General features: G+C 70.9%; 22 protein-coding genes. 10 read left to right on the top strand and 12 right to left on the bottom strand.

Annotation, left to right across the window (positions count from 1 at the left end; genetic code table 11):
* The first annotated feature begins 66 nt into the window (after nt 1-66).
* A complete protein-coding gene (mce, locus tag OG943_RS45620) occupies nt 67-531 on the top strand; it encodes a methylmalonyl-CoA epimerase (RefSeq protein ID WP_328607087.1) in 465 nt (154 codons plus the stop codon).
* Between the two features lie 68 nt (nt 532-599).
* Here mce and OG943_RS45615 read toward each other — a convergent pair whose 3' ends face one another.
* Together OG943_RS45615 and OG943_RS45610 are read right to left on the bottom strand one after the other, a co-directional pair.
* On the bottom strand, nt 600-1,184 hold the full coding sequence (locus OG943_RS45615) for a TetR/AcrR family transcriptional regulator (RefSeq protein ID WP_328607086.1): 585 nt from the start codon (nt 1,182-1,184) through the stop codon (nt 600-602).
* Between the two features lie 40 nt (nt 1,185-1,224).
* Nucleotides 1,225-1,593, bottom strand: coding sequence for an SPW repeat protein (locus tag OG943_RS45610; RefSeq protein WP_328607085.1), 369 nt, complete (start codon nt 1,591-1,593; stop codon nt 1,225-1,227).
* Nucleotides 1,594-1,793: 200 nt separating this feature from the next.
* Between OG943_RS45610 and ccrA the strand changes: the two genes are divergently transcribed.
* The 4 genes from ccrA (at nt 1,794) to OG943_RS45590 (ending at nt 6,048) form a co-directional block, all read left to right on the top strand.
* Nucleotides 1,794-3,134, top strand: a complete 1,341-nt coding sequence (ccrA, locus tag OG943_RS45605) for a crotonyl-CoA carboxylase/reductase (RefSeq protein WP_328607084.1) — start codon at nt 1,794-1,796, stop codon at nt 3,132-3,134.
* Between the two features lie 133 nt (nt 3,135-3,267).
* Nucleotides 3,268-4,422 (top strand): chromosome segregation protein, encoded by a 1,155-nt coding sequence (locus OG943_RS45600; protein WP_442874848.1) that lies wholly within the window; start codon nt 3,268-3,270, stop codon nt 4,420-4,422.
* A 57-nt stretch (nt 4,423-4,479) separates the two neighbouring features.
* The gene (locus tag OG943_RS45595; protein ID WP_328607082.1) at nt 4,480-4,929 is read left to right on the top strand and encodes a universal stress protein; all 450 of its coding nucleotides are present in this window, start codon (nt 4,480-4,482) and stop codon (nt 4,927-4,929) included.
* Nucleotides 4,930-4,932: 3 nt separating this feature from the next.
* Nucleotides 4,933-6,048 carry an adenylate/guanylate cyclase domain-containing protein gene (locus OG943_RS45590; RefSeq protein WP_328607081.1) on the top strand — a complete coding sequence of 372 codons (1,116 nt, stop codon included), beginning with the start codon at nt 4,933-4,935 and terminating at the stop codon, nt 6,046-6,048.
* A gap of 1 nt (nt 6,049) precedes the next feature.
* On the opposite strand, the gene OG943_RS45585 is transcribed toward OG943_RS45590, so the two are convergent.
* Both OG943_RS45585 and OG943_RS45580 read right to left on the bottom strand, forming a co-directional pair.
* A complete protein-coding gene (locus OG943_RS45585; protein WP_328607080.1) occupies nt 6,050-7,570 on the bottom strand; it encodes a sensor histidine kinase in 1,521 nt (506 codons plus the stop codon).
* Nucleotides 7,563-8,237, bottom strand: a complete 675-nt coding sequence (locus tag OG943_RS45580; protein WP_328612346.1) for a response regulator transcription factor — start codon at nt 8,235-8,237, stop codon at nt 7,563-7,565. Before OG943_RS45580 ends, OG943_RS45585 begins: the two co-directional genes overlap by 8 nt.
* A gap of 124 nt (nt 8,238-8,361) precedes the next feature.
* On the opposite strand from OG943_RS45580, the gene mptB reads away from it, so the two are divergent.
* A complete protein-coding gene (mptB, locus tag OG943_RS45575; protein WP_328612345.1) occupies nt 8,362-9,888 on the top strand; it encodes a polyprenol phosphomannose-dependent alpha 1,6 mannosyltransferase MptB in 1,527 nt (508 codons plus the stop codon).
* Here the strand turns inward: mptB and paaE are convergent.
* Genes paaE through paaZ form a run of 6 tightly spaced genes read right to left on the bottom strand, consistent with a single transcriptional unit; the run spans nt 9,876 to nt 15,594 of the window.
* The gene (paaE, locus tag OG943_RS45570) at nt 9,876-10,952 is read right to left on the bottom strand and encodes a 1,2-phenylacetyl-CoA epoxidase subunit PaaE (protein WP_328607079.1); all 1,077 of its coding nucleotides are present in this window, start codon (nt 10,950-10,952) and stop codon (nt 9,876-9,878) included. The genes mptB and paaE overlap by 13 nt on opposite strands.
* A 1-nt stretch (nt 10,953) precedes the next feature.
* Nucleotides 10,954-11,481, bottom strand: a complete 528-nt coding sequence (paaD, locus tag OG943_RS45565; protein ID WP_328607078.1) for a 1,2-phenylacetyl-CoA epoxidase subunit PaaD — start codon at nt 11,479-11,481, stop codon at nt 10,954-10,956.
* The gene (gene paaC / locus OG943_RS45560; RefSeq protein WP_328607077.1) at nt 11,478-12,335 is read right to left on the bottom strand and encodes a 1,2-phenylacetyl-CoA epoxidase subunit PaaC; all 858 of its coding nucleotides are present in this window, start codon (nt 12,333-12,335) and stop codon (nt 11,478-11,480) included. Before paaC ends, paaD begins: the two co-directional genes overlap by 4 nt.
* 9 nt (nt 12,336-12,344) lie before the next feature.
* Complete coding sequence (gene paaB / locus OG943_RS45555; RefSeq protein WP_328612344.1) at nt 12,345-12,629, bottom strand: 1,2-phenylacetyl-CoA epoxidase subunit PaaB; 285 nt, start codon at nt 12,627-12,629, stop codon at nt 12,345-12,347.
* On the bottom strand, nt 12,629-13,567 hold the full coding sequence (gene paaA, locus OG943_RS45550; RefSeq protein ID WP_328607076.1) for a 1,2-phenylacetyl-CoA epoxidase subunit PaaA: 939 nt from the start codon (nt 13,565-13,567) through the stop codon (nt 12,629-12,631). Before paaA ends, paaB begins: the two co-directional genes overlap by 1 nt.
* A complete protein-coding gene (gene paaZ / locus OG943_RS45545) occupies nt 13,564-15,594 on the bottom strand; it encodes a phenylacetic acid degradation bifunctional protein PaaZ (RefSeq protein ID WP_328607075.1) in 2,031 nt (676 codons plus the stop codon). Before paaZ ends, paaA begins: the two co-directional genes overlap by 4 nt.
* A 198-nt stretch (nt 15,595-15,792) precedes the next feature.
* Here paaZ and paaI point away from each other — a divergent pair, with 198 nt between their 5' ends.
* The 3 genes from paaI to OG943_RS45530 are packed head-to-tail and all read left to right on the top strand — an operon-like array spanning nt 15,793 to nt 18,055.
* On the top strand, nt 15,793-16,188 hold the full coding sequence (gene paaI, locus OG943_RS45540; RefSeq protein WP_328612343.1) for a hydroxyphenylacetyl-CoA thioesterase PaaI: 396 nt from the start codon (nt 15,793-15,795) through the stop codon (nt 16,186-16,188).
* Nucleotides 16,185-17,468: a phenylacetate--CoA ligase PaaK gene (gene paaK / locus OG943_RS45535; protein WP_328607074.1), complete on the top strand. Its 1,284-nt coding sequence runs from the start codon at nt 16,185-16,187 to the stop codon at nt 17,466-17,468. The genes paaI and paaK overlap by 4 nt, the downstream gene beginning before the upstream one ends.
* On the top strand, nt 17,465-18,055 hold the full coding sequence (locus OG943_RS45530; RefSeq protein WP_328607073.1) for a TetR/AcrR family transcriptional regulator: 591 nt from the start codon (nt 17,465-17,467) through the stop codon (nt 18,053-18,055). Before paaK ends, OG943_RS45530 begins: the two co-directional genes overlap by 4 nt.
* 129 nt (nt 18,056-18,184) lie before the next feature.
* Here OG943_RS45530 and OG943_RS45525 read toward each other — a convergent pair whose 3' ends face one another.
* Nucleotides 18,185-18,535 (bottom strand): hypothetical protein, encoded by a 351-nt coding sequence (locus OG943_RS45525; RefSeq protein WP_442874665.1) that lies wholly within the window; start codon nt 18,533-18,535, stop codon nt 18,185-18,187.
* A 182-nt stretch (nt 18,536-18,717) separates the two neighbouring features.
* Between OG943_RS45525 and OG943_RS45520 the strand changes: the two genes are divergently transcribed.
* Complete coding sequence (locus OG943_RS45520; protein ID WP_328607072.1) at nt 18,718-19,383, top strand: TetR/AcrR family transcriptional regulator; 666 nt, start codon at nt 18,718-18,720, stop codon at nt 19,381-19,383.
* Here the strand turns inward: OG943_RS45520 and OG943_RS45515 are convergent.
* The gene (locus tag OG943_RS45515) at nt 19,310-20,368 is read right to left on the bottom strand and encodes an AraC family transcriptional regulator (RefSeq protein WP_328607071.1); all 1,059 of its coding nucleotides are present in this window, start codon (nt 20,366-20,368) and stop codon (nt 19,310-19,312) included. The two genes, OG943_RS45520 and OG943_RS45515, sit on opposite strands and share 74 nt — an antisense overlap.
* Nucleotides 20,369-20,396 lie beyond the last annotated feature (28 nt).

The raw sequence follows: 20,396 nt of genomic DNA, 5'->3' as shown, positions 1-20,396 counted from the left end.
GTGTGAGGGGGCGCACGTGCCGATTCAGGGGGCTTCACCAGCCGGTGGGCGCTTATCCTGCCGGGTATGAACGCAGAGTCCGCCCAAGCCGTGCTCAAGCCCTTCGTGACGGCCATCGACCACGTCGGCATCGCGGTGCCCGACCTCGACGCCGCGATCGCCTTCCACTCGGAGCACTTCGGCCTGGAAGTCGCGCACGAGGAAGTGAACGAGGAGCAGGGCGTCCGCGAGGCGATGCTGCGGGCCCCCGGCGCCGCGGGCACCGAGACGATGATCCAGCTGCTCGCGCCTTCGCGTGACGACTCGACGATCGCGAAGTTCCTCGGCCGCAGCGGGCCCGGGCTGCAGCAGCTCGCGTTCCGAGTGTCCGATGTGGACGCTGCGACCGCGGCCCTGCGCGCCAAGGGACTGCGCCTGCTCTTCGAGGAAGCCAAGCGCGGCACCTCGAACAGCCGGGTGAACTTCGTGCACCCCAAGGACGCCGGCGGCGTACTGGTCGAGCTGGTCGAACCGGCGGCCGCCGCGCACTGACTCGCCGTCAAGGCCTCCTTACCCGCGTCCTACGCGGGTAAGGAGGCCTTGACGGACCTTGGGGCGGCTCAGTCGGCCGGGGCGGCCTTGCGGACCTTCGACGAGAGGGCGTTCGCGAGGAACGTCAGCTCGCCGTCGAATTCGGCCGGGCGGTCGTCGCGGGAGTGCCGCGCCGTGGCGTGGCGGTGGCTGACCGCGCGGGCCAGCAGGCCGGAAGCGCTGTCGACGTCGGCGACCGCGAGCCGCCCGCCCGCCGCGCCCACGATCACCGAATGAACCAGCCGGACGAGCTGCTGGAACCGGTCCGCGAGCGCCTCGCGGACCACGTGGTGGGTGTCGGCCTCGCGCCAGAGCAGGTGGGAAAGCCCGAGCGAACCCGTGAAACGCCGGTCCAGCTCGACCACCAGCCGGCGCAGGCTGCCCGCCAGGTCGCCGGGGACGACCACCGTGGCGGGCTCGATCTGCTCGTCCGGCAGCCGGTCCACGAGCGCGGCCAGCAGGTCGGACTTGCGGCGGAAGTAGTAGTGCACCAGGCCCTTCGGCACCCCGGCGCGCTCCGCGATGCGGGACGTCGGGGTGGCCTCGAAGCCGGACTCGGCGAAAAGCTCCTCGGCGGCGCACAGGATCCGCTCTTTCGCCGAGTCCTCGGTCATGCCAGCTCCTTCGCTGCCGATCCTTCAGTGCTGCCCGCCTTCAGTGCTGCCCGGCCGTCCGGTGGGCGGCGTTCGCCACCGGCATCGCGGCCACACTGGCGATGATCGTCAGCGCGCCGGCCACCCAGGACGTCCACGACGCCCCGTTCAGCCCGGTGTACCCGATCACCCACGGCGCGATGAACAGCAACACGCCCAGGACGATCTGGATCCCTTCGCCGTAGACCGCGCCGGGCGCGCCGAGCGACACCAGGCCGTCGATGGCGACCAGCGCACCGAGGATCACCATCGTCCACATCGCCGCGTTGCTCGTGCTCAGCCAAAGGGGTGAAAGAGCGGCGACAACACCGATGACAACCTCGGCCCAGTCGTGGGGCCGGGTCCAGGCGCGCGTCGAGACTTCACTCATTCGTGCTCACCTCCGCAGAGAACTCACTGTTCAGGAAGTTTCCTGACACCAATTCTGCGCCTTGGTTGGCCAGCCGGTCAAGATCCGTGGGTCACACTTCGGGGTGTGCGGGTGCCCCTCGTCTCGTACAGTTGTGCCCGCGAGTTACTGGCGAGTAATTTCGGGCGCCACGCCGCGACCCGCTCCTTGTGGAGGTTCCGATGACGCAGCTCGACGAGATCAAGCAGGCCATCCTGAACGGCGAGAGCGCCGCCGTCGGCTCACTGCCCGTGCCCGAGAGCTACCGCGGGGTGACGGTGCACGAGGACGAGGTCGCCATGTTCGACGGCCTCACCAGCGCCGAGAAGGACCCGCGCAAGTCGCTGCACGTCGACGACGTGCCGACGCCCGAGCTGGGGCCGGGCGAGGCGCTGGTCGCCGTGATGGCGAGCGCCATCAACTACAACACCGTGTGGACGTCGATCTTCGAGCCGATCCCCACGTTCAAGTTCCTGAAGAAGTACGGGAAGCTCTCGCCGCTGGCGAAGCGGCACGACCTGCCGTACCACGTGGTCGGCTCCGACCTCTCCGGCGTGGTGCTGCGCACCGGCGCCGGCGTGCACACCTGGAAGCCGGGCGACGAGGTCGTCGCGCACTGCCTGAACGTCGAGCTGGAGAGCCCGGACGGGCACAACGACACGATGCTCGACACCGAGCAGCGGATCTGGGGCTTCGAGACCAACTTCGGCGGGCTGGCCGAGGTCGCGCTGGTCAAGGCGAACCAGCTGATGCCGAAGGCGGCGCACCTGACCTGGGAGGAGGCCGCCTCCCCCGGGCTGGTCAACTCCACCGCGTACCGGCAGCTCGTCTCGCGCAACGGCGCGGACATGAAGCAGGGCGACGTCGTGCTGATCTGGGGCGCCTCGGGCGGCCTCGGCTCGTACGCCACGCAGTACGCGCTCAACGGCGGCGGCATCCCGGTGTGCGTCGTGTCCAGCCCGGAGAAGGCCGAGATCTGCCGGAAGCTCGGGGCCGAGCTGATCATCGACCGGAACGCGGAGGACTACCGGTTCTGGAAGGACGAGCACGAGCAGGACCAGCGGGAGTGGCAGCGCTTCGGCGCGAAGATCCGCGAGCTGACCGGCGGCGAGGACCCGGACATCGTGTTCGAGCACCCGGGCCGCGAGACCTTCGGCGCGTCCGTCTACGCCGCGCGCAAGGGCGGCACGATCGTGACCTGTGCGTCGACATCGGGATACATGCACCAGTACGACAACCGGTACCTGTGGATGAACCTGAAGCGGATCGTCGGCTCGCACTTCGCGAACTACCGCGAGTCGTGGGAAGCCAACCGGCTGATCGCGAAGGGGCTCGTCCACCCGACGCTGTCCAAGACCTATCGCCTCGAAGAAACCGGCCAGGCCGCGCTCGACGTCCACCGCAACGCGCACCAGGGCAAAGTCGGCGTGCTCGCGCTGGCGCCGGAGGAAGGGCTGGGCGTGCGCGACGAAGAGTTGCGCGCCAAGCACATCGACGCGATCAACGCCTTCCGCGGGGCCTGACACCGGAGTCCATCGGCCCATCCCGTTCGCCCGGTCGGCGCACGCGTCGGCCGGACACCGTGGGTGCTCACCCGTCCGAGACCCCGTTACGGCTACGGTGGTGCCCATGAGCCTTGGCGAGGAACGGGAGCTTGTGCCGCTGGGAGCCGGCTTCGACGTGGCGAAGCGCGGGTACAGCCGAGCACAGGTCGACGAACATCTGGAACGGCTGGACGCCGACCTGAAGATGCTCACCGGCGACCGCGACGCCGCCATCGGCCAGGCGGGCGACCTGGCGCGGCAGCTGGAGATCGCGCGCGGCGAGATCGCCGACCTGCGCGGCCAGGTGGACCGGCTGGCGCAACCGCCGACGAGCGTCGAAGGCCTGTCCGAGCGGCTTCAGCGCATGCTGCGCCTGGCGCAGGACGAGGCCGCGGACACGCGGGCGCGCGCGGAGGCCGAAGCCGGCCACATCCGCGCGAAGGCGGAGACGGACGCGAGCGCCATGCGCGCCCGCTACGAGCAGCTGCTCACCGAGCTCGACCTCCGGCGCAAGGAGATGGAGGCGGAGCACCGCAAGGTGCTCGAGGACGCCCGCGCCGAGGGCAAGGAGATCACGGACAAGGCCGAGGCCGAGCGCAAGAAGCTCGACGCGGAGTCCGAGGCCCGCCGCACGCAGGTCGAAGAGGACTTCGAGATCGCCATGGCGGCGCGGCGCACCGAGGCGATGCGCGCGCTGGCCGAGCAGGAGGCCGCGAGCAAGGCCGAGGCCGAGCGCCGGGTGCGCGAGGCGGCCGAGGACGCCGCCGCGATCCGCGCGAAGGTGCTCGAGGAGGAGACCACGGCGAGGGCGGACATCGAACGCCGTCAGCGCGAGTCGGTCGCCGACGCCAACAAGCGCCGTCAGGACTCGATCACCGAGGCCAACGCGCGGCTCGCCGAGGCAGCCGACGAGGCCCGCCGCCGGGTGCGCACCGCCACCGACGAGTCGAACCGGCGGATCACCCAGGCGAACGAGCGCGTCGAGTCGCTGCGCAACGTCCGGTCCAGCCTGGCCGAGCAGGTGCGGCAGGCCCGGACCGTGCTGGCCGAGGCGCACCACGTGCTCGGCGAGACCGACACGAACGTGCCCGCGGACATCAAGGCGTCCGCGTCGCCGTCGCCCGCGGGCTCGGTTTCCGAAAAGAAGCCCCCGACCAGCGAGAACGACATCGAGAAGACCGTGCGGCTGCGGGCCTCGGACGTCCAGAAGCCGAAGGCCCAGGCCCAGGCGTCACCGCGCCCGGCGGGGAAACCGACTGGCGAGTAACCTTCCACCCGACAAGGGGCGGGATCGCCCTGTTCGCCGGTCGCTGGGAGGTTCTCGATGGCTGTGTATCGGACTGTGGTGGTGGGCACCGACGGGTCGGACTCGTCGTTCGCCGCGGTGGACCGAGCGGCCGGGGTCGCCGGCGACGCCGGCGCCACACTGGTCGTGGTGTGCGCCTACTACCCGGCGAGCAAGCAGGACGTCGACCGCGCGCAGGACGAGCTGGGCGACGAGTCCTACCAGGTCGTCGGCTCGGCGCCGGCCGAGGACACCCTGCAGAGCGCCCGTGACCGCGCGGCCAAGGCCGGCGCGAAGAACATCGAGACGGTGGCGCTGAAAGGCGAGCCGGTCGAGGCGTTGCGCAAGGTCGTGCACGAGCGCTCGGCCGACCTGCTCGTGGTCGGCAACCGCGGGCTCAACACCCTCGCCGGCCGGATCCTGGGCTCGGTGCCGTCGGAAGTGGCCCGCAAGTCGGGCGTCGACGTGCTGATCGTGCACACGACCTGAGCCGTGGCCGAGGACGATCTGCAGCAACGCCTCGAGCGGGTGCTGCTCGGCGGCCCGCGCAAGTACACGCGCCTGGACGTGGCCGCGAAGGCCGGCGTGCCCGAGGAACGCTCGCGACGGCTGTGGCGGGCCCTCGGGTTCGCGACGGTGGACGACGACGAGACCGTGTTCACCGACGCCGACGTCGAAGCAATGCGCACGGCCGACCAGCTCGTGCAGTCCGGGCTGGTGGAGCGGCACCTCGAAGTCGCGGTGACGCGCGCGCTCGGCCAGCACCTCTCGCGGCTGGCCGAGTGGCAGGTGCACATGCTGTGGGCGCTGATCACCGAGAACCCCGAGCTGGCGCGCAGCGACCGGCAGGTGGCCCGGCTGGTGGAGCGGCTGCTGCCCGAGCTGGAGCAGGTGCAGAACTTCGTCTGGCGCCGGCATCTGGCGGCGTACGCGGGCCGCGCGTTCGCGTCGTCGGATGAGGACCTCGAAGCACGCACGCAGGTCGTCGGGTTCGTCGACATGGTCGGCTACACCCGGCTGACCCGCCAGATCGACGAGGACGAGCTGAGCCAGGTCCTGGACGCGTTCGAATCGCTGGCCACGGAGGTCATCGCCGACCACCACGGGCGCGTGGTCAAGATGATCGGCGACGAGGTCCTGTTCGTGGCCGACGAGCCCGCCGCGGCCGCCGAGATCGCCCTGACGCTGACCGAGCGGACCAGCGCCGCGCCGGACCTGCCGGCGGTGCGCGCGGGCATGGCGTCGGGCCGCATCCTGTCCCGCTTCGGCGATGTGTACGGCTCGGTGGTCAACCTCGCCGCCCGGCTCACCTCGGTCGCCCGCCCGGACACGATCCTGGTGGACCGGGAGCTGGCGAGCGCGCTCGAATCCTTGCCGGCGTACGAACTCCGCACCCGGCGCCCGGTGGCCGTGCGCGGTTACAACCGCCTGCGCCCGTCGGCCCTGCGGCGGGCCAAGGACGAGCCTTCGGGGATGTTCGCGTCTTCGCAGCAGCTGGCGGCGGAGATGATGGGGCTGCCGGAAACCTTGGCAGACAACGTAAACGCAGCGGAACCCGGTCCCGAGGACTTGACGGTGGGCTCGCGGCGGCGACGCCGGCGTCGCTGAATCAGCTTCCGGGGACGTCGGCCCGCAGGAAGGTGGCCACGAACCGGGCGCCCACCGGACTGTCGGCCAGGCGGAGCGTGCCGCCGTGGCGCCGGGTGATGGTGCGGGCGATGGCGAGGCCGAGGCCGGTTCCCCCGGCGTCGCGGGCCCGCGCGTCGTCGAGCCGGGTGAACCGGTCGAAGACGCGCTCCCGGTCGGCCGGTGGGATCCCGGGGCCGTCGTCACCGACCTCGAGGACGACGGTGGCCGCCTCGACGGTGACGGACACGGAGACGGTGGATTCGGCGTGCCGGACGGCGTTGTCGAGCAGGTTGCGCAGCACCCGTTCCAGCTGTGCGGGGTCGCCCTGGACAACGGCCTCCGTTTCCGCGTGGCACCGGATGTCCCGGGCGTCAGCGCCGACGGCGAGGTAACGGCGTTCGGCGGACTGCTCCTCGGCCAGCGCGGCGAGGTCCACGAAACCGCTGGGCGCCTGGTGTTTCCCGTCCTGCTCGGCGAGCAGCAGCAGGTCGGCGACCAGTGCCTGCAGCCGGTCGATGTCGCCCAGCGCGCGGTCGGTGATCGACGGCCAGTCGGCCTGGTCCGGATGGCTGCGGGCGATGTCGAGCCAGGTGCGCAGGCCGGCCAGCGGGCTGCGCAGCTCGTGGCTGGCGTCGGCGACGAACCGCTGTTGCTGGCGCATGGCCTGCTGGAGGCGGTCGAGGGTGGCGTTGGTGGTGGCGGCCAGGTCGGCGATCTCGTCCCGCGCGGCGGGCACCGGCACCCGGCGCTGCAACGCGTGTTCGCTGATCTCGGCCATCTCCGCGCGGATCGCCCCCACCGGGCGCAGCGCGCGTCCGGCGACCGTCCACGCGGCGGCCGCGACGAGCAGCACCGACAGGGGAATGCCGATCCACAGCGCCCCGTCGACGCCGCCGAGCGCCCGCTCGGTGTAGTACGGCTCCACGAACACGTACACGGTGGCGTTCACGTACTCGGGCTGCTCGGGCACCGCGAGCGGGGTAGTCAGACCGCTGAAGAAGAAGTACCCGGACCTCCCCGGTGGATTCACCAGCTCGGCCGGGAGCCGCATCGACAGGCCCTCGACCTCGAACGTGCGGTCCTCCAGGTTGTTGTCGGCTCCGGCGACCGCGCCTTTGCCGAACGTGGCCGTCCGGTGCGGATCAACGATATTCGGCGGTAGCGGGGGCAACGGGGGCTGTCCGGGGTAGTAGGTCGCCAGGTTGTGGCTGCGGATCGCCGCCTGGCCCGAGTCCAGCACCACCTCGAAAGTGGTGCCGTCGAGGCTGGTGTTGGCGACCGGGAAGTCCGGCCGGTTGGGGCCGTCGTAGCGGGTGCCTTCGAAATGCGTGAAACTGAACTGCGTCAGGGCCTGGGTGGTGAGGAACCGCGACTGCTCCATGGTCCGGACCTCGACGAAGTGCCGGGCCGACAGGCCACCGAGGGTGAAGACGAACGCGCAGGCCAGCCCCGCGACCAGCGCCGACCTCGCCCGCGTCGGCAGCGGCCACCAGTCACGCATCGGCGAGCAGCCGGTAGCCGACCCCGCGCACGGTGTCGATGGTGCGGCAGCCGAAGGGGACGTCGATCTTGCGGCGCAACGCGCTCACATACACCTCGATCACGTTGGAATCCCCCTGGTAGGCGCCGTCCCACACCCGGTCCAGGATCTCCGTCTTCGACACCACGTAGCCGGCCTGGCGGGCCAGGCACTCCAGCACGGTGAACTCCTTGGCCGTCAGCCGGATCTCCTGCCCGGCGCGGTGGCAGGTGCGGCGGGCCGGGTCGATCACCAGCTCGCCGACCTCGATCTTCGGGGACCGGGTGGACGGCGCGCGCCGCAGCAGCGCCCGTAGCCGCGCGGTCAGCACCACCCAGGCGAACGGCTTGCTCAGGTAGTCGTCGGCCCCGGTGTCCAGCGCCTCGGCCTCGTCGTGCTCGCCGTTCTTCGCGGTCAGCATCAGGATCGGGGTGTCCACGCCGGCCCGGCGCAGCTCGGCGCAGACCCGGTACCCGTTCAGGCCCGGCAACATGATGTCGAGAATGATCGCCTCGTACGGCTGAGTCAGGGCCTGCTCCAGGCCGACCGCGCCGTTTCCGGTCACGTCGACGGCATACCCGTCGGCCCGCAGTCCCCAGGCCAGGGCGTCGGCGAGCCGCGTCTCGTCTTCGATCACCAGTACCCGCACCACCCCATGATCCATGAAGCGCCACCCGAGGCTGAAACGCGCTTCAGGATCCTTCAGGAACAGCTCACCCCGTTTGGCGACGCTCGAACGGTCATTTCGCCGAAGATCCGTTCCCAGGGTGAGCATGCTGACCGATCCCGCACTGTCCACAATGGCCCGGCCACACCGAGTGCCGGCGTTCCGGCTGGGCCTGCTCGGCTCGATCCTGCTGTGCGCCGGCGCGCCCGGCGCCGGGGCCACGATGGCGAACGACCCGCTGTTCACCGGCACCGTGCTCGGCGAACTGCGCCACGGCCCGGGAAGGGCACTCTCGACCACGCTGCTCTACCTCGGCGTGGGCCTGCTGATCCTGGCCTGGGTGCGGCTGGGCCGGGAGGTCATGGCCGGGACCGCCGACACGCGCGGGGTGACGCGGGCGGTCCTGTGGTGGACCGTGCCACTGTTGCTGGCGCCGCCGTTGTTCAGCACCGACCTGTACTCGTACCTGGCGCAGGGGGTCGTCGCGGACTCCGGGTTCGACCCGTACTCGACGGTGCCCGCCGCGCTGTCGCACCCGATCATCGAAAACCCGGACAGCCACCGATGGCTCACCGTCACTTCGCCGTACGGGCCGCTGTTCGTCCTGGTCACCAAGATCGGGATCGGCGTGACCGGGGGCCAGCTCCTGCCCGCCGCGCTGCTGACCCGGCTGCTTCTGGCCAGCGGTCTGGTGTTGCTGTGCGTCTCGCTCCCCCGCCTGTGTGACCACCTCGGCGGACGGCCGGCGAACGCGCTGTGGCTCGGCGCGGCCAATCCGTTCGTGCTGCTGGTTCTGGTCTCCGGCGCGCACAACGACCTGCTCATGGTCGGGCTGCTCGCCCGCGGCACGCTGTTCGTGCTCGACCACGCCCACGTCCGCGGTTTCGCGCTGGTGGCCACCGCCGCCGCGGTGAAGGTGACCGCGGCCGTGGCGCTGCCGTTCCTGGTGTGGATCTGGGTGGCGCACCGCGCTGGGACTTCCGGGGTCGCGCACCGCGCTGGGACTTCCGGGGTGGCGCACAGCGCCAGGGCTCCGCGGCGCGCGTCGGCGATGCTGGTCCCCGCGGCCAGCGCGGTCGCCACCGTGGTCGGCGTTTTCGGGCTGTGGACGGTCGTGGCCGGGGTCGATCTCGGCTGGATTTCCGCGCTGGGCACCAATTCGTGGGTCGAGACGTGGCTGTCGATCCCGACGGCGGCCGGGAAACTGCTCGGCTACCTGACCCCGCTGGGCACCGGGGCCGGGGTGCTCGCGGCGGCCCGGCTGGCCGGCTGGGTCGTGCTCGCCGGGCTCGTCGGGTGGCTGTGGTGGCGCTCCCGAGACGGCGGCCCGGTGGCGATTCGCGGGGCCGCGCTCGCCCTGCTCGTCACCGCGCTGTTCAACGCGGTGACGTTCCCGTGGTACTTGAGCTGGCCGTTGGCGCTGGCCGCCGCGATGAAGTGGCGGGCGTCCTGGACCGGCGTCGCCGCGGGTCTGTCAGTGTGGCTCCTCCTCACCACGCACCCGGACGGCGCAACGCTGTTGCCGTGGTGGGGCTTCGCCGCGGTCTACCTCTTCGCGCCGCTGGTCGGACTCGTGAGTGTTTATGACGGTTCTAACCGTCATAAACACTCACGAGTCCCTCAGGCGTCGTAGTCGACGGTGACGCGGTCGGTGACCGGGTGGGACTGGCAGGTGAGCACGAACCCAGCGTCCACTTCGGACTTCTCCAGGGCGAAGTTGCGCCGCATGTCCACCGAGCCCTCGGTGACGCGGGCGCGGCAGGTGCCGCACACCCCGCCCTTGCAGGCGAACGGCAGGTCCGGGCGGAACCGCTGCGCGCCGTCCAGCACCGAGGACTCGCGGGGCAGGCTCATGGTCGTCGAGCGGCCGTCCAGCACCAGCGTGACTTCCGAGGACGCGCCGACCACGGCCGGGTCCACGTGCTTCACCGGCTCCGGCGGCACGTCGTCGACGTAGAACAGCTCCTGGTGCACTCGCTCGGCCGGCACGCCGAGTGACGACAGCAGCTCCTGCGCTCCCGTCACCATCCCGAACGGGCCGCACAGCCAGAAGTGGTCCACCTCGTCCACCGGGACCAGCGAATCGAACAGCGCCCGCAGCTTGTCCACGTCGAGGCGGCCGGTGAACAGCTCCGCCTCGCGGGGCTCGCGCGAGAGCACGTGCACCAGCTCCAGCCGCGCCGGCCAGCGGTCCTTCAGGTCGGCCAGCTCGTCGGCGAACATCACCGTGTCCGTGCGGCGGTTGCCGTACAGCACGGTCACGGTGGCGTCCGGGGTGGCCAGCAGCGAAGACGCGATCGACAGCACGGGCGTGATCCCCGAGCCCGCCGCGACAAGCACGTGGTGACCGCCCGCGGTCAAGTCCGGTGTGAACGACCCCGCCGGGGCCGCCACCTCCACCTCGTCACCCGGGCGGACGTCGTTGACCAGCCAGGACGAGAAGACGCCGTCGGGCACCAGCCGCACCCCCACGCGCGGCCGCGAGCCCGCCTGGGCGCAGATCGAGTACGAGCGGCGCTCGTCGCGGCCGTCGACGGAACGCCGCAGCGTCAACGACTGGCCGGGCGCGAACGCGAACGTCTCCGCCAGCGACGGCGGCACGTCGAAGGTGACGGCGACGGCGTCGTCGCAGAGCCGCTCGACGTCGGCGACCCGCAGGGAGTGGAAGCCCGTGCGCCGGGAAACCGCGGTGGTCACTTCAGATCTCCTTGACGTGTTCGAACGGTTCCAGGCACGCGCGGCACCGCCGCAGCGCCCGGCAGGCCGTCGCGCTGAACCGCGACTGCTCCTCGGTGTCGAGCGAGCCGCAGTGCGGGCAGGCCACGCGCGAAACCGGCGGCCCCAGCGTCAACGGGATCGGCCCGGCCGCCCGCCGCGGCGCGGCCCCCGGCGGCGCGATCCCGGCCTCGGCGAGCTTGCGCCGCCCGTCGGCCGAGATCCAGTCCGACGTCCACGCCGGCTCCAGCACCGTCCGGATCTCGACGTCGGTGAACCCGGCGCCCAGCAACGCGTGCTCCAGGTCGTCGCGCATGGTGTCCATCGCCGGGCAGCCGGTGTAGGTGGGCGTGATCGCCACCGTCACCCGGCCGCCGGACTCGGACACCTCGCGCAGCACGCCGAGGTCGGCCAACGTGAGCATCGGCAGCTCGGGATCGGTGACGGTGGACGCCACCGCCACAGCGGTGCTGGATGCCGCCTCCGCGGGAACAAACACGTCGGCGGTCACCACGTCGCACCGGGCATCGCACGAGCGACACTCTGCAGCTCGCCCACCAGGAAACCCATCGTCTCGGTGTGCACGCCGTCGCGGCCCGTCCGCCCGGAAACCCCAGCGACAGCACCGGTTTCCGGCCGTTCAACGGTGGCCGCCGCGAAAACCTGGTCCACCACTGCGTCGAATTCGGCCCGCAGCGTCGCCGCGTCTACCAGCTCCAGCGGGTGCGTGGTGAACAGCTCGCCCACGTACGGCCAGACCTCGGCCAGCCCTTCCTGCATGCGCTCGTGCGACAGCTCGGTGCCGTCGCCGAGCCGGATCAGCCACTGCGCCGCGTAGTCGCGGTGGTAGGTCAGCTCCTTGACGCCCTTGGCCGCGATCGCCGCGAGCACCGGGTCGGCGCTCGATTCAAGCCGCTGCAGCAGCGCGAGCCGCCAGGTCGAGAACACGAACAGCCGCGCGATCAGGTTACCGAAGTGGCCGCCGCCCAGCTCGGCGAGCCGGACGTTGCGGAACTCGTTCTCCACGCGGGAGAAGGCGAACGAGTCCTCGGTCCGGTCCGAGCCGTCGGCCTTGCCGGCGCGGGCCAGCAGGAGCCGGGCCTGGCCGAGCAGGTCGAGGGCGATGTTCGCCACCGCCACCTCGTCCTCCAGCTCGGGCGCGTTCGTCACCCATTCCTGCAGGCGGTGGGAGAAGATCAGCGCGTCGTCGCCCAGCATCAGGCAGTACGCGCCCAGCGCGGCGGCGTCCAGCCCGGCCGGCACCGAAGTGTCCATTCCGGACAGTGGGTCGTCGAAACCGGTGCCGAACGCCCAGCGCGCGTCGTTCTCCTCGGTCAGCGACTCGTAGACGTTGTCGAAAGACATGGCTCTCCCCTACATGTGCGGAACGTCGTCGGGGATTTCGTAGAACGTCGGGTGCCGGTACACCTTGTCGCCGCTCGGCGCGAAGAACGGGTCCTTCTCGTCCGGCGAGGACGCGGTGATGTCCGACGCCTTCACCACCCAGATGGAAACGCCCTCGTTGCGGCGGGTGTACAGGTCACGCGCGTTGTGCAGCGCCATGTCGTCGTCGGCCGCGTGCAGCGAGCCGACGTGCACGTGGTTCAGCCCGCGCTTGCCCCGGACGAAAACCTCGTACAACGGCCAATCGTGCTTCATCACGAACCCTTCTTCGCTGCATGGGCGGCTGCGGCCTCACGCACCCAGGCGCCTTCGTCCTGCGCGCGCTTACGGTGCGCGACACGCTGCGTGTTGCAGGGCCCGTTGCCCTTCAGCACGTTCTTGAACTCGTCCCAGTCGACGGCGCCGAAGTCGTAGTGCTCCCGTTCGGCATTCCAGCGAAGCTCGGAGTCCGGGAAGGTGACGCCCAGCGCCGCCGCCTGCGGTACCGACATGTCGACGAAACGCTGCCGCAGCTCGTCGTTGGTGTGCCGCTTGACCTTCCAGGCCATGGACTGCGCGGTGTTCGGCGAGTCCGCGTCCGGCGGGCCGAACATCATCAGCGACGGCCACCACCAGCGGTTCACCGCCTCCTGCACCATCTCCCGCTGCTGCCCGGTGCCCCGCATCATCGTCATCAGCAGCTCGAAACCCTGCCGCTGGTGGAACGACTCCTCCTTGCAGATGCGGATCATCGCCCGCGCGTACGGCCCGTACGAGCTGCGGCACAGCGGCACCTGGTTGCAGATCGCGGCGCCGTCGACCAGCCAGCCGATCACGCCGACGTCGGCGAAGGTCAGCGTCGGGTAGTTGAAGATCGACGAGTACTTCTGCCGTCCGGTGATCAGCTTGTCGGTCAGGTCCGCGCGGTCCGCGCCCAGCGTCGCCGCGGCCGAGTACAGGTACAGCCCGTGGCCGGCCTCGTCCTGCACCTTCGCGAGCAGAATCGCCTTACGCCGCAAGGAAGGCGCGCGCGTGATCCAGTTGCCCTCCGGCTGCATGCCGATGATCTCCGAGTGCGCGTGCTGCGCGATCTGGCGGATCATCGTCTTGCGATAGCCCTCGGGCACCCAGTCGCGCGGCTCGATGCGCTGGTCGCGCTCGATGGTGTGCTCGAAGAGTTCTTCGAGGTCCGGCTCCGGCAAAGTCGCGGTCACGGCTGCTCCTTCGAAACGAGGGTGAGCACGTCGTACTTGGCCACGGAGTCGCCGTCCTGGTTGGTGACGTCGGCGTCCCAGCGCACTTCGCCGTACTCCTGGTCGATCCGCGGGGTGATCTGCTTGGCGGTCAACGTCACCGTCAGGGCGTCGTCGACCTTGACCGGGGTGAGGAAACGCAGGTTCTCCAGGCCGTAGTTGGCCAGCACCGGCCCCGGCTCGGGCGAGACGAACAGGCCCGCCGCGAACGACACCACCAGGTAGCCGTGCGCGACGATCCCGCCGAACAGCGGGTTGGCCGCGGCCGCCTCCGGGTTGGTGTGCGCGTAGAAGGTGTCGCCGGTGAACTCGGCGAAGTGGTCGATGTCCGCGCGGGTCACCGTGCGCGGGCCCGCGACAACGCAGTCGCCGACACGCAGTTCGGCCAGCGACTTGCGGAACGGGTGCTCGCCGCCTTCGGTCCTCGGGGCGCCGGCGACCCATCGGCCGGTGACGGCGCTCAGCACGGCCGGGCTGCCCTGCACAGCCGTGCGCTGCAGGTGGTGCAGCACGCCGCGGATGCCGCCCATTTCCTCGCCGCCGCCGGCGCGGCCGGGGCCGCCGTGGACGAGCTGCGGCATCGGCGAGCCGTGGCCCGTCGACTCCTTCGCGTCGTCGCTGTCCAGCACCAGCAACCGGCCGTGGTACGGCGCGACGCCGAGCACGACCGTCCGGGCGAACTCCGGGTCGCCGGTCACGATCGACCCGGCGAGGCTGCCGCCGCCGCGCGCGGCCAGCTCGATGACCTGCTCGATCGAGGTGTACGGCATGAGCGTGGACACCGGCCCGAACGCCTCGACCTCGTGCGGCTCCGAACGCTCCGGGTCGGCCTTCAGCAGCACGGGTGACATGAACGCGCCCTTCGCGGCGTCGCCGTCCACCACGTCGACGTGCTCGGGGTCGCCGAAGACCACGCTGCCCGCGTCGAGCAGGGCCTTGAGCGACCGCCGTACCTCTTCACGCTGTTCCAGGCTGGCCAGCGCGCCCATCCGGACGCCTTCCGCGGCCGGGTTGCCGACGGTCACCTTCGCCAGCCGCGCGCTCGCGGCCTCGGCGACGTCGTCCAGCAGCTCGGCCGGCACGAACGCGCGGCGGATCGCGGTGCACTTCTGGCCCGCCTTCACGGTCATCTCGGTGACCAGCTGCTTCACGAACAGGTCGAACTCCGGCGTGGACGGCCGCGCGTCGGGCGCCAGGATCGAGCAGTTCAGCGAGTCGGCCTCCGCGTTGAACCGCACGGAGTTGCGGACGACCGCCGGGTGCGCGCGCAGCTTCTGCGCGGTGGACGCCGAGCCGGTGAACGACACCAGGTCCTGCGCCGTGAGGTGGTCCAGCAGGTCGCCGACGCTGCCCGCGACGAACTGCAGCGAGCCCTCGGGCAGGATGCCCGATTCGATGATCAGCTCCACCAGCCGCGCGGTGAGGTAGGCGGTCTGGCTCGCGGGCTTGACCAGACTCGGCACGCCGGCCAGGAACGCGGGCGCGAACTTCTCCAGCGGCCCCCACACCGGGAAGTTGAACGCGTTGATCTGGACCGCGACCCCGTGCAGCGGCGTGGCGATGTGCTGCGCGACGAATGTGCCGCCCCGGCTCAGCGGCTCCACCGCGCCGTCGACGTAGACCGTGTCGTTCGGCAGCTCGCGCTTGCCCTTCGAGGCGTAGCTGAACAGCACGCCGATGCCGCCGTCGATGTCGAACTTCGAGTCGCCCAGCGTGGAGCCGGTCTTCGCCGAAAGCGCGTACAGCTCCTCGCGGTGTTCGCGCAGGTGCGAGGCGAGCGCCTTGAGCAGGGCCGCGCGCTGGTGGAAGGTCAGCTCACGCAACGCCGGCCCGCCCACCGTGCGGCCGTACTCGAGCGCGGCGGCGAAGTCGACGCCCTCGGACGAGACCCGGGCGACCTCCTCGCCGGTGGCCGCGTCGTGCAGCGGGACACCCTCTCCGGACGCAGTGTGCCAACCACCGGAGACGTAGCTGCGGAGCAGAACCATGCCGACCCTCTCGCCGAATTACCAACCGGACGTTCAGTAAGTCGCATGGTAGCCGTTCCCGGCCCGGATCGAAAGCCCCGGGCGCTTGACACCGGAGCCGCCGCGCGCCTTTACTGACTCCGGACGCTAATTACCGGCCATTCGGTCAGTTACTGGAGCACGGAGGCGCCGGACTTGGCACGCAACGCCGCGCACACGATGTTCGACACCGACGAGGCCTCCCGCGCGCTGGGGATCGAACTCGTCGAGGCCGCCGACGGACGAGCCGTCGCCACCATGGTGGTCACGGAGTCGATGGTCAACGGCCACGACATCGCCCACGGCGGCTACCTGTTCCTGCTGGCCGACACCGCGTTCGCGCTCGCCTGCAACACCCACGGCCCGGTCACCGTCGCCGCCGGCGCGGAGATCTCCTTCGTCGCGGCCGGCCGGCTGGGCGACCACCTCGTCGCCACCGCCGCCGAGCGGACCAGCTGGGGCCGTAACGGCATCTACGACGTCACCGTGCACCGGGAGACCCCCGAAGGGCCCGAGGTCGTCGCCGAGTTCCGCGGCCGCAGCCGCGTCATCCAGAAGACCAGGGAAGCCCGATGAGAGATACCGCCGAGAAGCTCAGCGCCGACGAGCTGGCCGCGCTCCAGCTGGAGCGTCTGCAGTGGACACTGCGCCACGCGTACGCGAACGTGCCGTTCTACACCAAGAAGTTCGCCGACGCGGGCGTTCACCCGGACGACTGCCACGAGCTGGCGGACCTGGCGAAGTTCCCCTTCACCACGAAGGCGGACCTGCGGGACAACTACCCGTTCGGCATGTTCGCCGTGCCACAGAAGGACATCCGGCGGATCCACGCGTCCAGCGGCACCACCGGCAAGCCGACGGTGGTCGGCTACACCGAGGACGACCTGGACGTCTGGGCCACGGTGGTGGCGCGCTCGATCCACGCGGCGGGCGGGCGGGCGGGGCACAAGGTGCACGTGGCCTACGGCTACGGCCTGTTCACCGGCGGCCTCGGCGCGCACTACGGCGCGGAGAAGCTGGGCTGCACGGTGATCCCGGCGTCCGGCGGCATGACCGCCCGGCAGGTGCAGCTGATCACCGACTTCGAGCCCGAGGTCATCATGGTGACGCCCTCGTACATGCTCACGCTGCTGGACGAGTTCGAACGCCAGGGCGTGGACCCGCGGGCCAGCTCGCTGAAGGTCGGCATCTTCGGCGCCGAGCCGTGGACCGAGCAGATGCGCTCGGAGATCGAGGAGCGCTTCGCGATCGACGCGGTGGACATCTACGGGCTGTCCGAGGTGATGGGCCCGGGGGTCGCGCAGGAGTGCGTGGAGACCAAGGACGGCCTGCACATCTGGGAGGACCACTTCTTCCCCGAGGTGATCGACCCGTTCAGCGAAGAAGTGCAGCCGGCGGGCGCGCAGGGCGAGCTGCTGTTCACGTCGCTGACCAAGCAGGCGCTGCCGATCATCCGCTACCGCACCCGCGACCTCACCCGGCTGCTGCCGGGCACGGCGCGCCCGGCGTTCCGCCGGATGGAGAAGGTGACCGGCCGCAGCGACGACCTGATCATCCTGCGCGGGGTCAACGTCTTCCCCACCCAGATCGAGGAAGTCGTGCTGCGCACCGAGGGGCTGAGCCCGCACTTCCAGCTCATCCGGTCGACGCGCGGCCGGCTCGACCATCTGACCGTGCGCGTGGAGGCCCGCCACGACGCCGAGGCCTCGCTGCGCGCGTCCGCCGCGTCCGCGCTGGCGGCCGGGGTGAAGGACGGTGTCGGGGTGACCGTTACGGTGGACGTCGTGGAGCCGGACACGCTGGAACGTTCGCTGGGGAAGATGCGCCGGGTGCTGGACCAGCGGGACCCCACATGACCGCTCCGGCACGGCGCGGTCGTCCCGGATACGACCTGGAGTCCCTGCTCCAGGTCGCGGTGAAGCTGTTCAACGAGCGCGGTTACGACGGCACCAGCATGGAGGACCTGTCGCGCAAGCTCGGCATCACGAAGTCCGCGATCTACCACCACGTGCCGAGCAAGGAAGAGCTGCTGCGGCTGTCGGTGGACCGGGCGCTGGACGGGCTGTTCGAAATCGCCGCGGAAACGGCGGAGCTCGAGGGGCGCGCGATCGACCGGCTGGAGCACCTGGTGCGCGGGAGTGTGCTGGTGCTGGCGGACCGGCTGCCGTTCGTGACGCTGCTGCTGCGCGTACGCGGCAATACGAAGGTGGAGCGGGCGGCCCTCGCCCGGCGGCGCGAGTTCGACCTCGTGGTGACCGACCTGGTCAAGCTGGCCGAGGCCGAGGGCGACGTCCGGCCGGACGTCGACCCGGCCGTCGCGGCCCGGCTGCTGTTCGGCACGGTGAACTCGCTGATCGAGTGGTACCGGCCGCGCCGCGGCTCCTCGGCCACCGAGCTGGCGGACGCGGTGTGCAAGATGGCGTTCGACGGCCTGCGCGCCTGACCCCGACGGATCCGTTGCGGTAAGCCGAATTTCGCGATTCCCGCCCGTTGTGCCCTGAAGGCCACCATGAGGGCACGCAGGTCCCTGAAGGTGGCCTTCAGGGCACGTCACCGGCAAAGCCTCCGGCAGCTATTCCCCCGTGGTCTCCTGCGGGGGACGGCGGGCCTGCCACAGCATGGCGGCCCGCAGCTGCTCGATCAGCACCTCGTCGTCCTCCTCCGTCGGTTCGACGCCCAGCGGGATCCACCGTTCGCCGACCAGGCGGTCCTCGTCGTAGTTGCTGATGATGATGCCCGGGTAGGACATGGACAGCCCATCGACCACACCGTCCAGCTCCTCTTCACCGCAGCCAGAGGCACACTCCTCCGGGCATTCCTGGTCGTCCATCCGAACGTGCCGGTGTTGCAGGCGCACACTCACCCAGCGTCCGGCCGGGCCGGTCGTGCCGCCGTCCGCGTCGCCCATCTGCTCCTGCCCCAAGCGCCCTTCCCCCTGCCGATCTCGTCGCGCCAGCGGCCGGGGAAGTTACCGGCCGGTCGTTCCGTTTGGGTAACGACGCCGGTTGACCGTACAAATACCGTCGCGAACAACCGGGGGTAACACTCTTTACGTGCGGTCAACAACTTGTTGACAGCACGAAGGCGGGCGACGAGGCTGACCCGATGAGCACCGGAGCGCAGCCCACCCGGCGACGGCTGGAACCGGCCGAGCGCAAGGCCGAGATCCTCGCGGCGGCGCGGCGGCTGTTCGGCGCCGGAAGCTACGCATCAGTGTCCACTTCGGACATCGCGGCGGCCGCCGGGGTGGCCCGGCCGTTGATCAACCACTACTTCGGCGGCAAGCGCGAGCTGTACCTCGAAGTGGTGCGGCAGATGATGATCGTGCCCGCGCCCGTGGTGGAGTCGCTGCCGGACGAGCCGATGGAGCGCCGGCTGGAGATCGGCATCGAGCGCTGGATCGAGGTCGTCGAGCGCAACCGCGACGCGTGGCTGACCGCGATCGGGCCGGAGTCCGCCGGCCGCGACCCCGAGATCGAGCGCATCATGCTGGAGGCCGACGAGATCGCGGCCGACCGCGTGCTCGCCGCCGCGCTGATGACCGACGTCGCCGAGGGCCGCGAGGAGCTGCGCGCGATGATCCGGTCGTACGGCGGGATGTTGCGCGCCGCTTCACGCGAGTGGCTGATCCGCGGCACGCTCGGGCGCGCGGAGCTGCGCACGTTCCTCGTCGAGTCGATCCTGGGCCTGCTGAAGGTCACCTACCCGGCCGTGCTCGCGGAGCGGAACGGCGCGCGAACGCGGCCGGGGTCATCCCGGTCCACCGTTTGAACGCGTAGATGAAGCTCGACGCCTCCGCGTAGCCCAGCCGCAGCGCGACGTCCTCCACCGACAGCGCGCCGGTGTCCAGCATCTCCTCGGCGAGCGTCTGACGGACCTCGTCCACGAGCTGGCGGTAGCCGGTGCCGGCGTCGCCCAGCCGGCGTCGCAGTGTCCGCGGGCTCACCGCGAGCTGGCGCGCGATCTCGTCCATGCCGGCGTCGACCCCGCCCAGGCGCACCAAGCGCTCCCGCACCAGCTGGGAGATGCCGGAACGCTCCCGGCGGCGCGCGACCAGCGCGTCACACTGCGCGGCGCACAGGGCCACGGTCTGCTCGTTCGCCTGCGGCAGCGGATACGCGAGCAGCGCGGGATCCATCGTGGCGCAGTGTTCCGCCGCGCCGAATTCGGGGACAAGGCCGAAGGCGTCCACATAGGACTGAACCTCGGCCGGGGCCTCGTGCCGGAAGCCCAGGTGCTCCAGGCGGATCTCCGGGAGCAGGTCGCGCATCACGGTGTGGATCGCGGCGAGGTCGCGCAGGACCAGGAAGCGGGCGACGTCGGCGGGCACCCGGGTGTCGTCGAGGACCACGCTGATCCCGTCCTCGCCCAGCTCGACGTGCGGGATGCAGAAGGTGAAGCTGAGGTCCAGGTAGCGCAGGGCGAACAGCATCGCGTCCCGCATCGTCGGGCTGCTGATGCAGGCGAAACCGAAGATGCCGAACGTCGTCACGCGGTAGCGGCGGCCGAGTTCCAGCGCCAGTTCGTCCGAACCCCCGGTGCGCGCGGCGACGGCGCGGACCACGGCCAGCTCCTGGCGCGCGTCCACCTGCTGGTCCGGCGCGTCCCATCCGCCCAGTGCGTCGAGGTCGGCGGCGGGCAGCAGGTCGTGGGCGGGCACGCCGTGGTCCTCGGCGAACCGGAGCATGAGCAGGATGCTGGCCGTGCCACGGGGGAAGTCCCAGTCGCGGACCGCGGGCGCGGCGAGCTCGGCCATGGCCGGGATTATGGATCAGGACCCCGGG

Origin of the sequence: Amycolatopsis sp. NBC_00345, from assembly GCF_036116635.1 — a bacterium.
Classification (GTDB): domain Bacteria; phylum Actinomycetota; class Actinomycetes; order Mycobacteriales; family Pseudonocardiaceae; genus Amycolatopsis.
The sequence above is the reverse complement of the archived record's forward strand: the minus strand, read 5'-3'. Positions and strand labels throughout refer to the sequence as shown.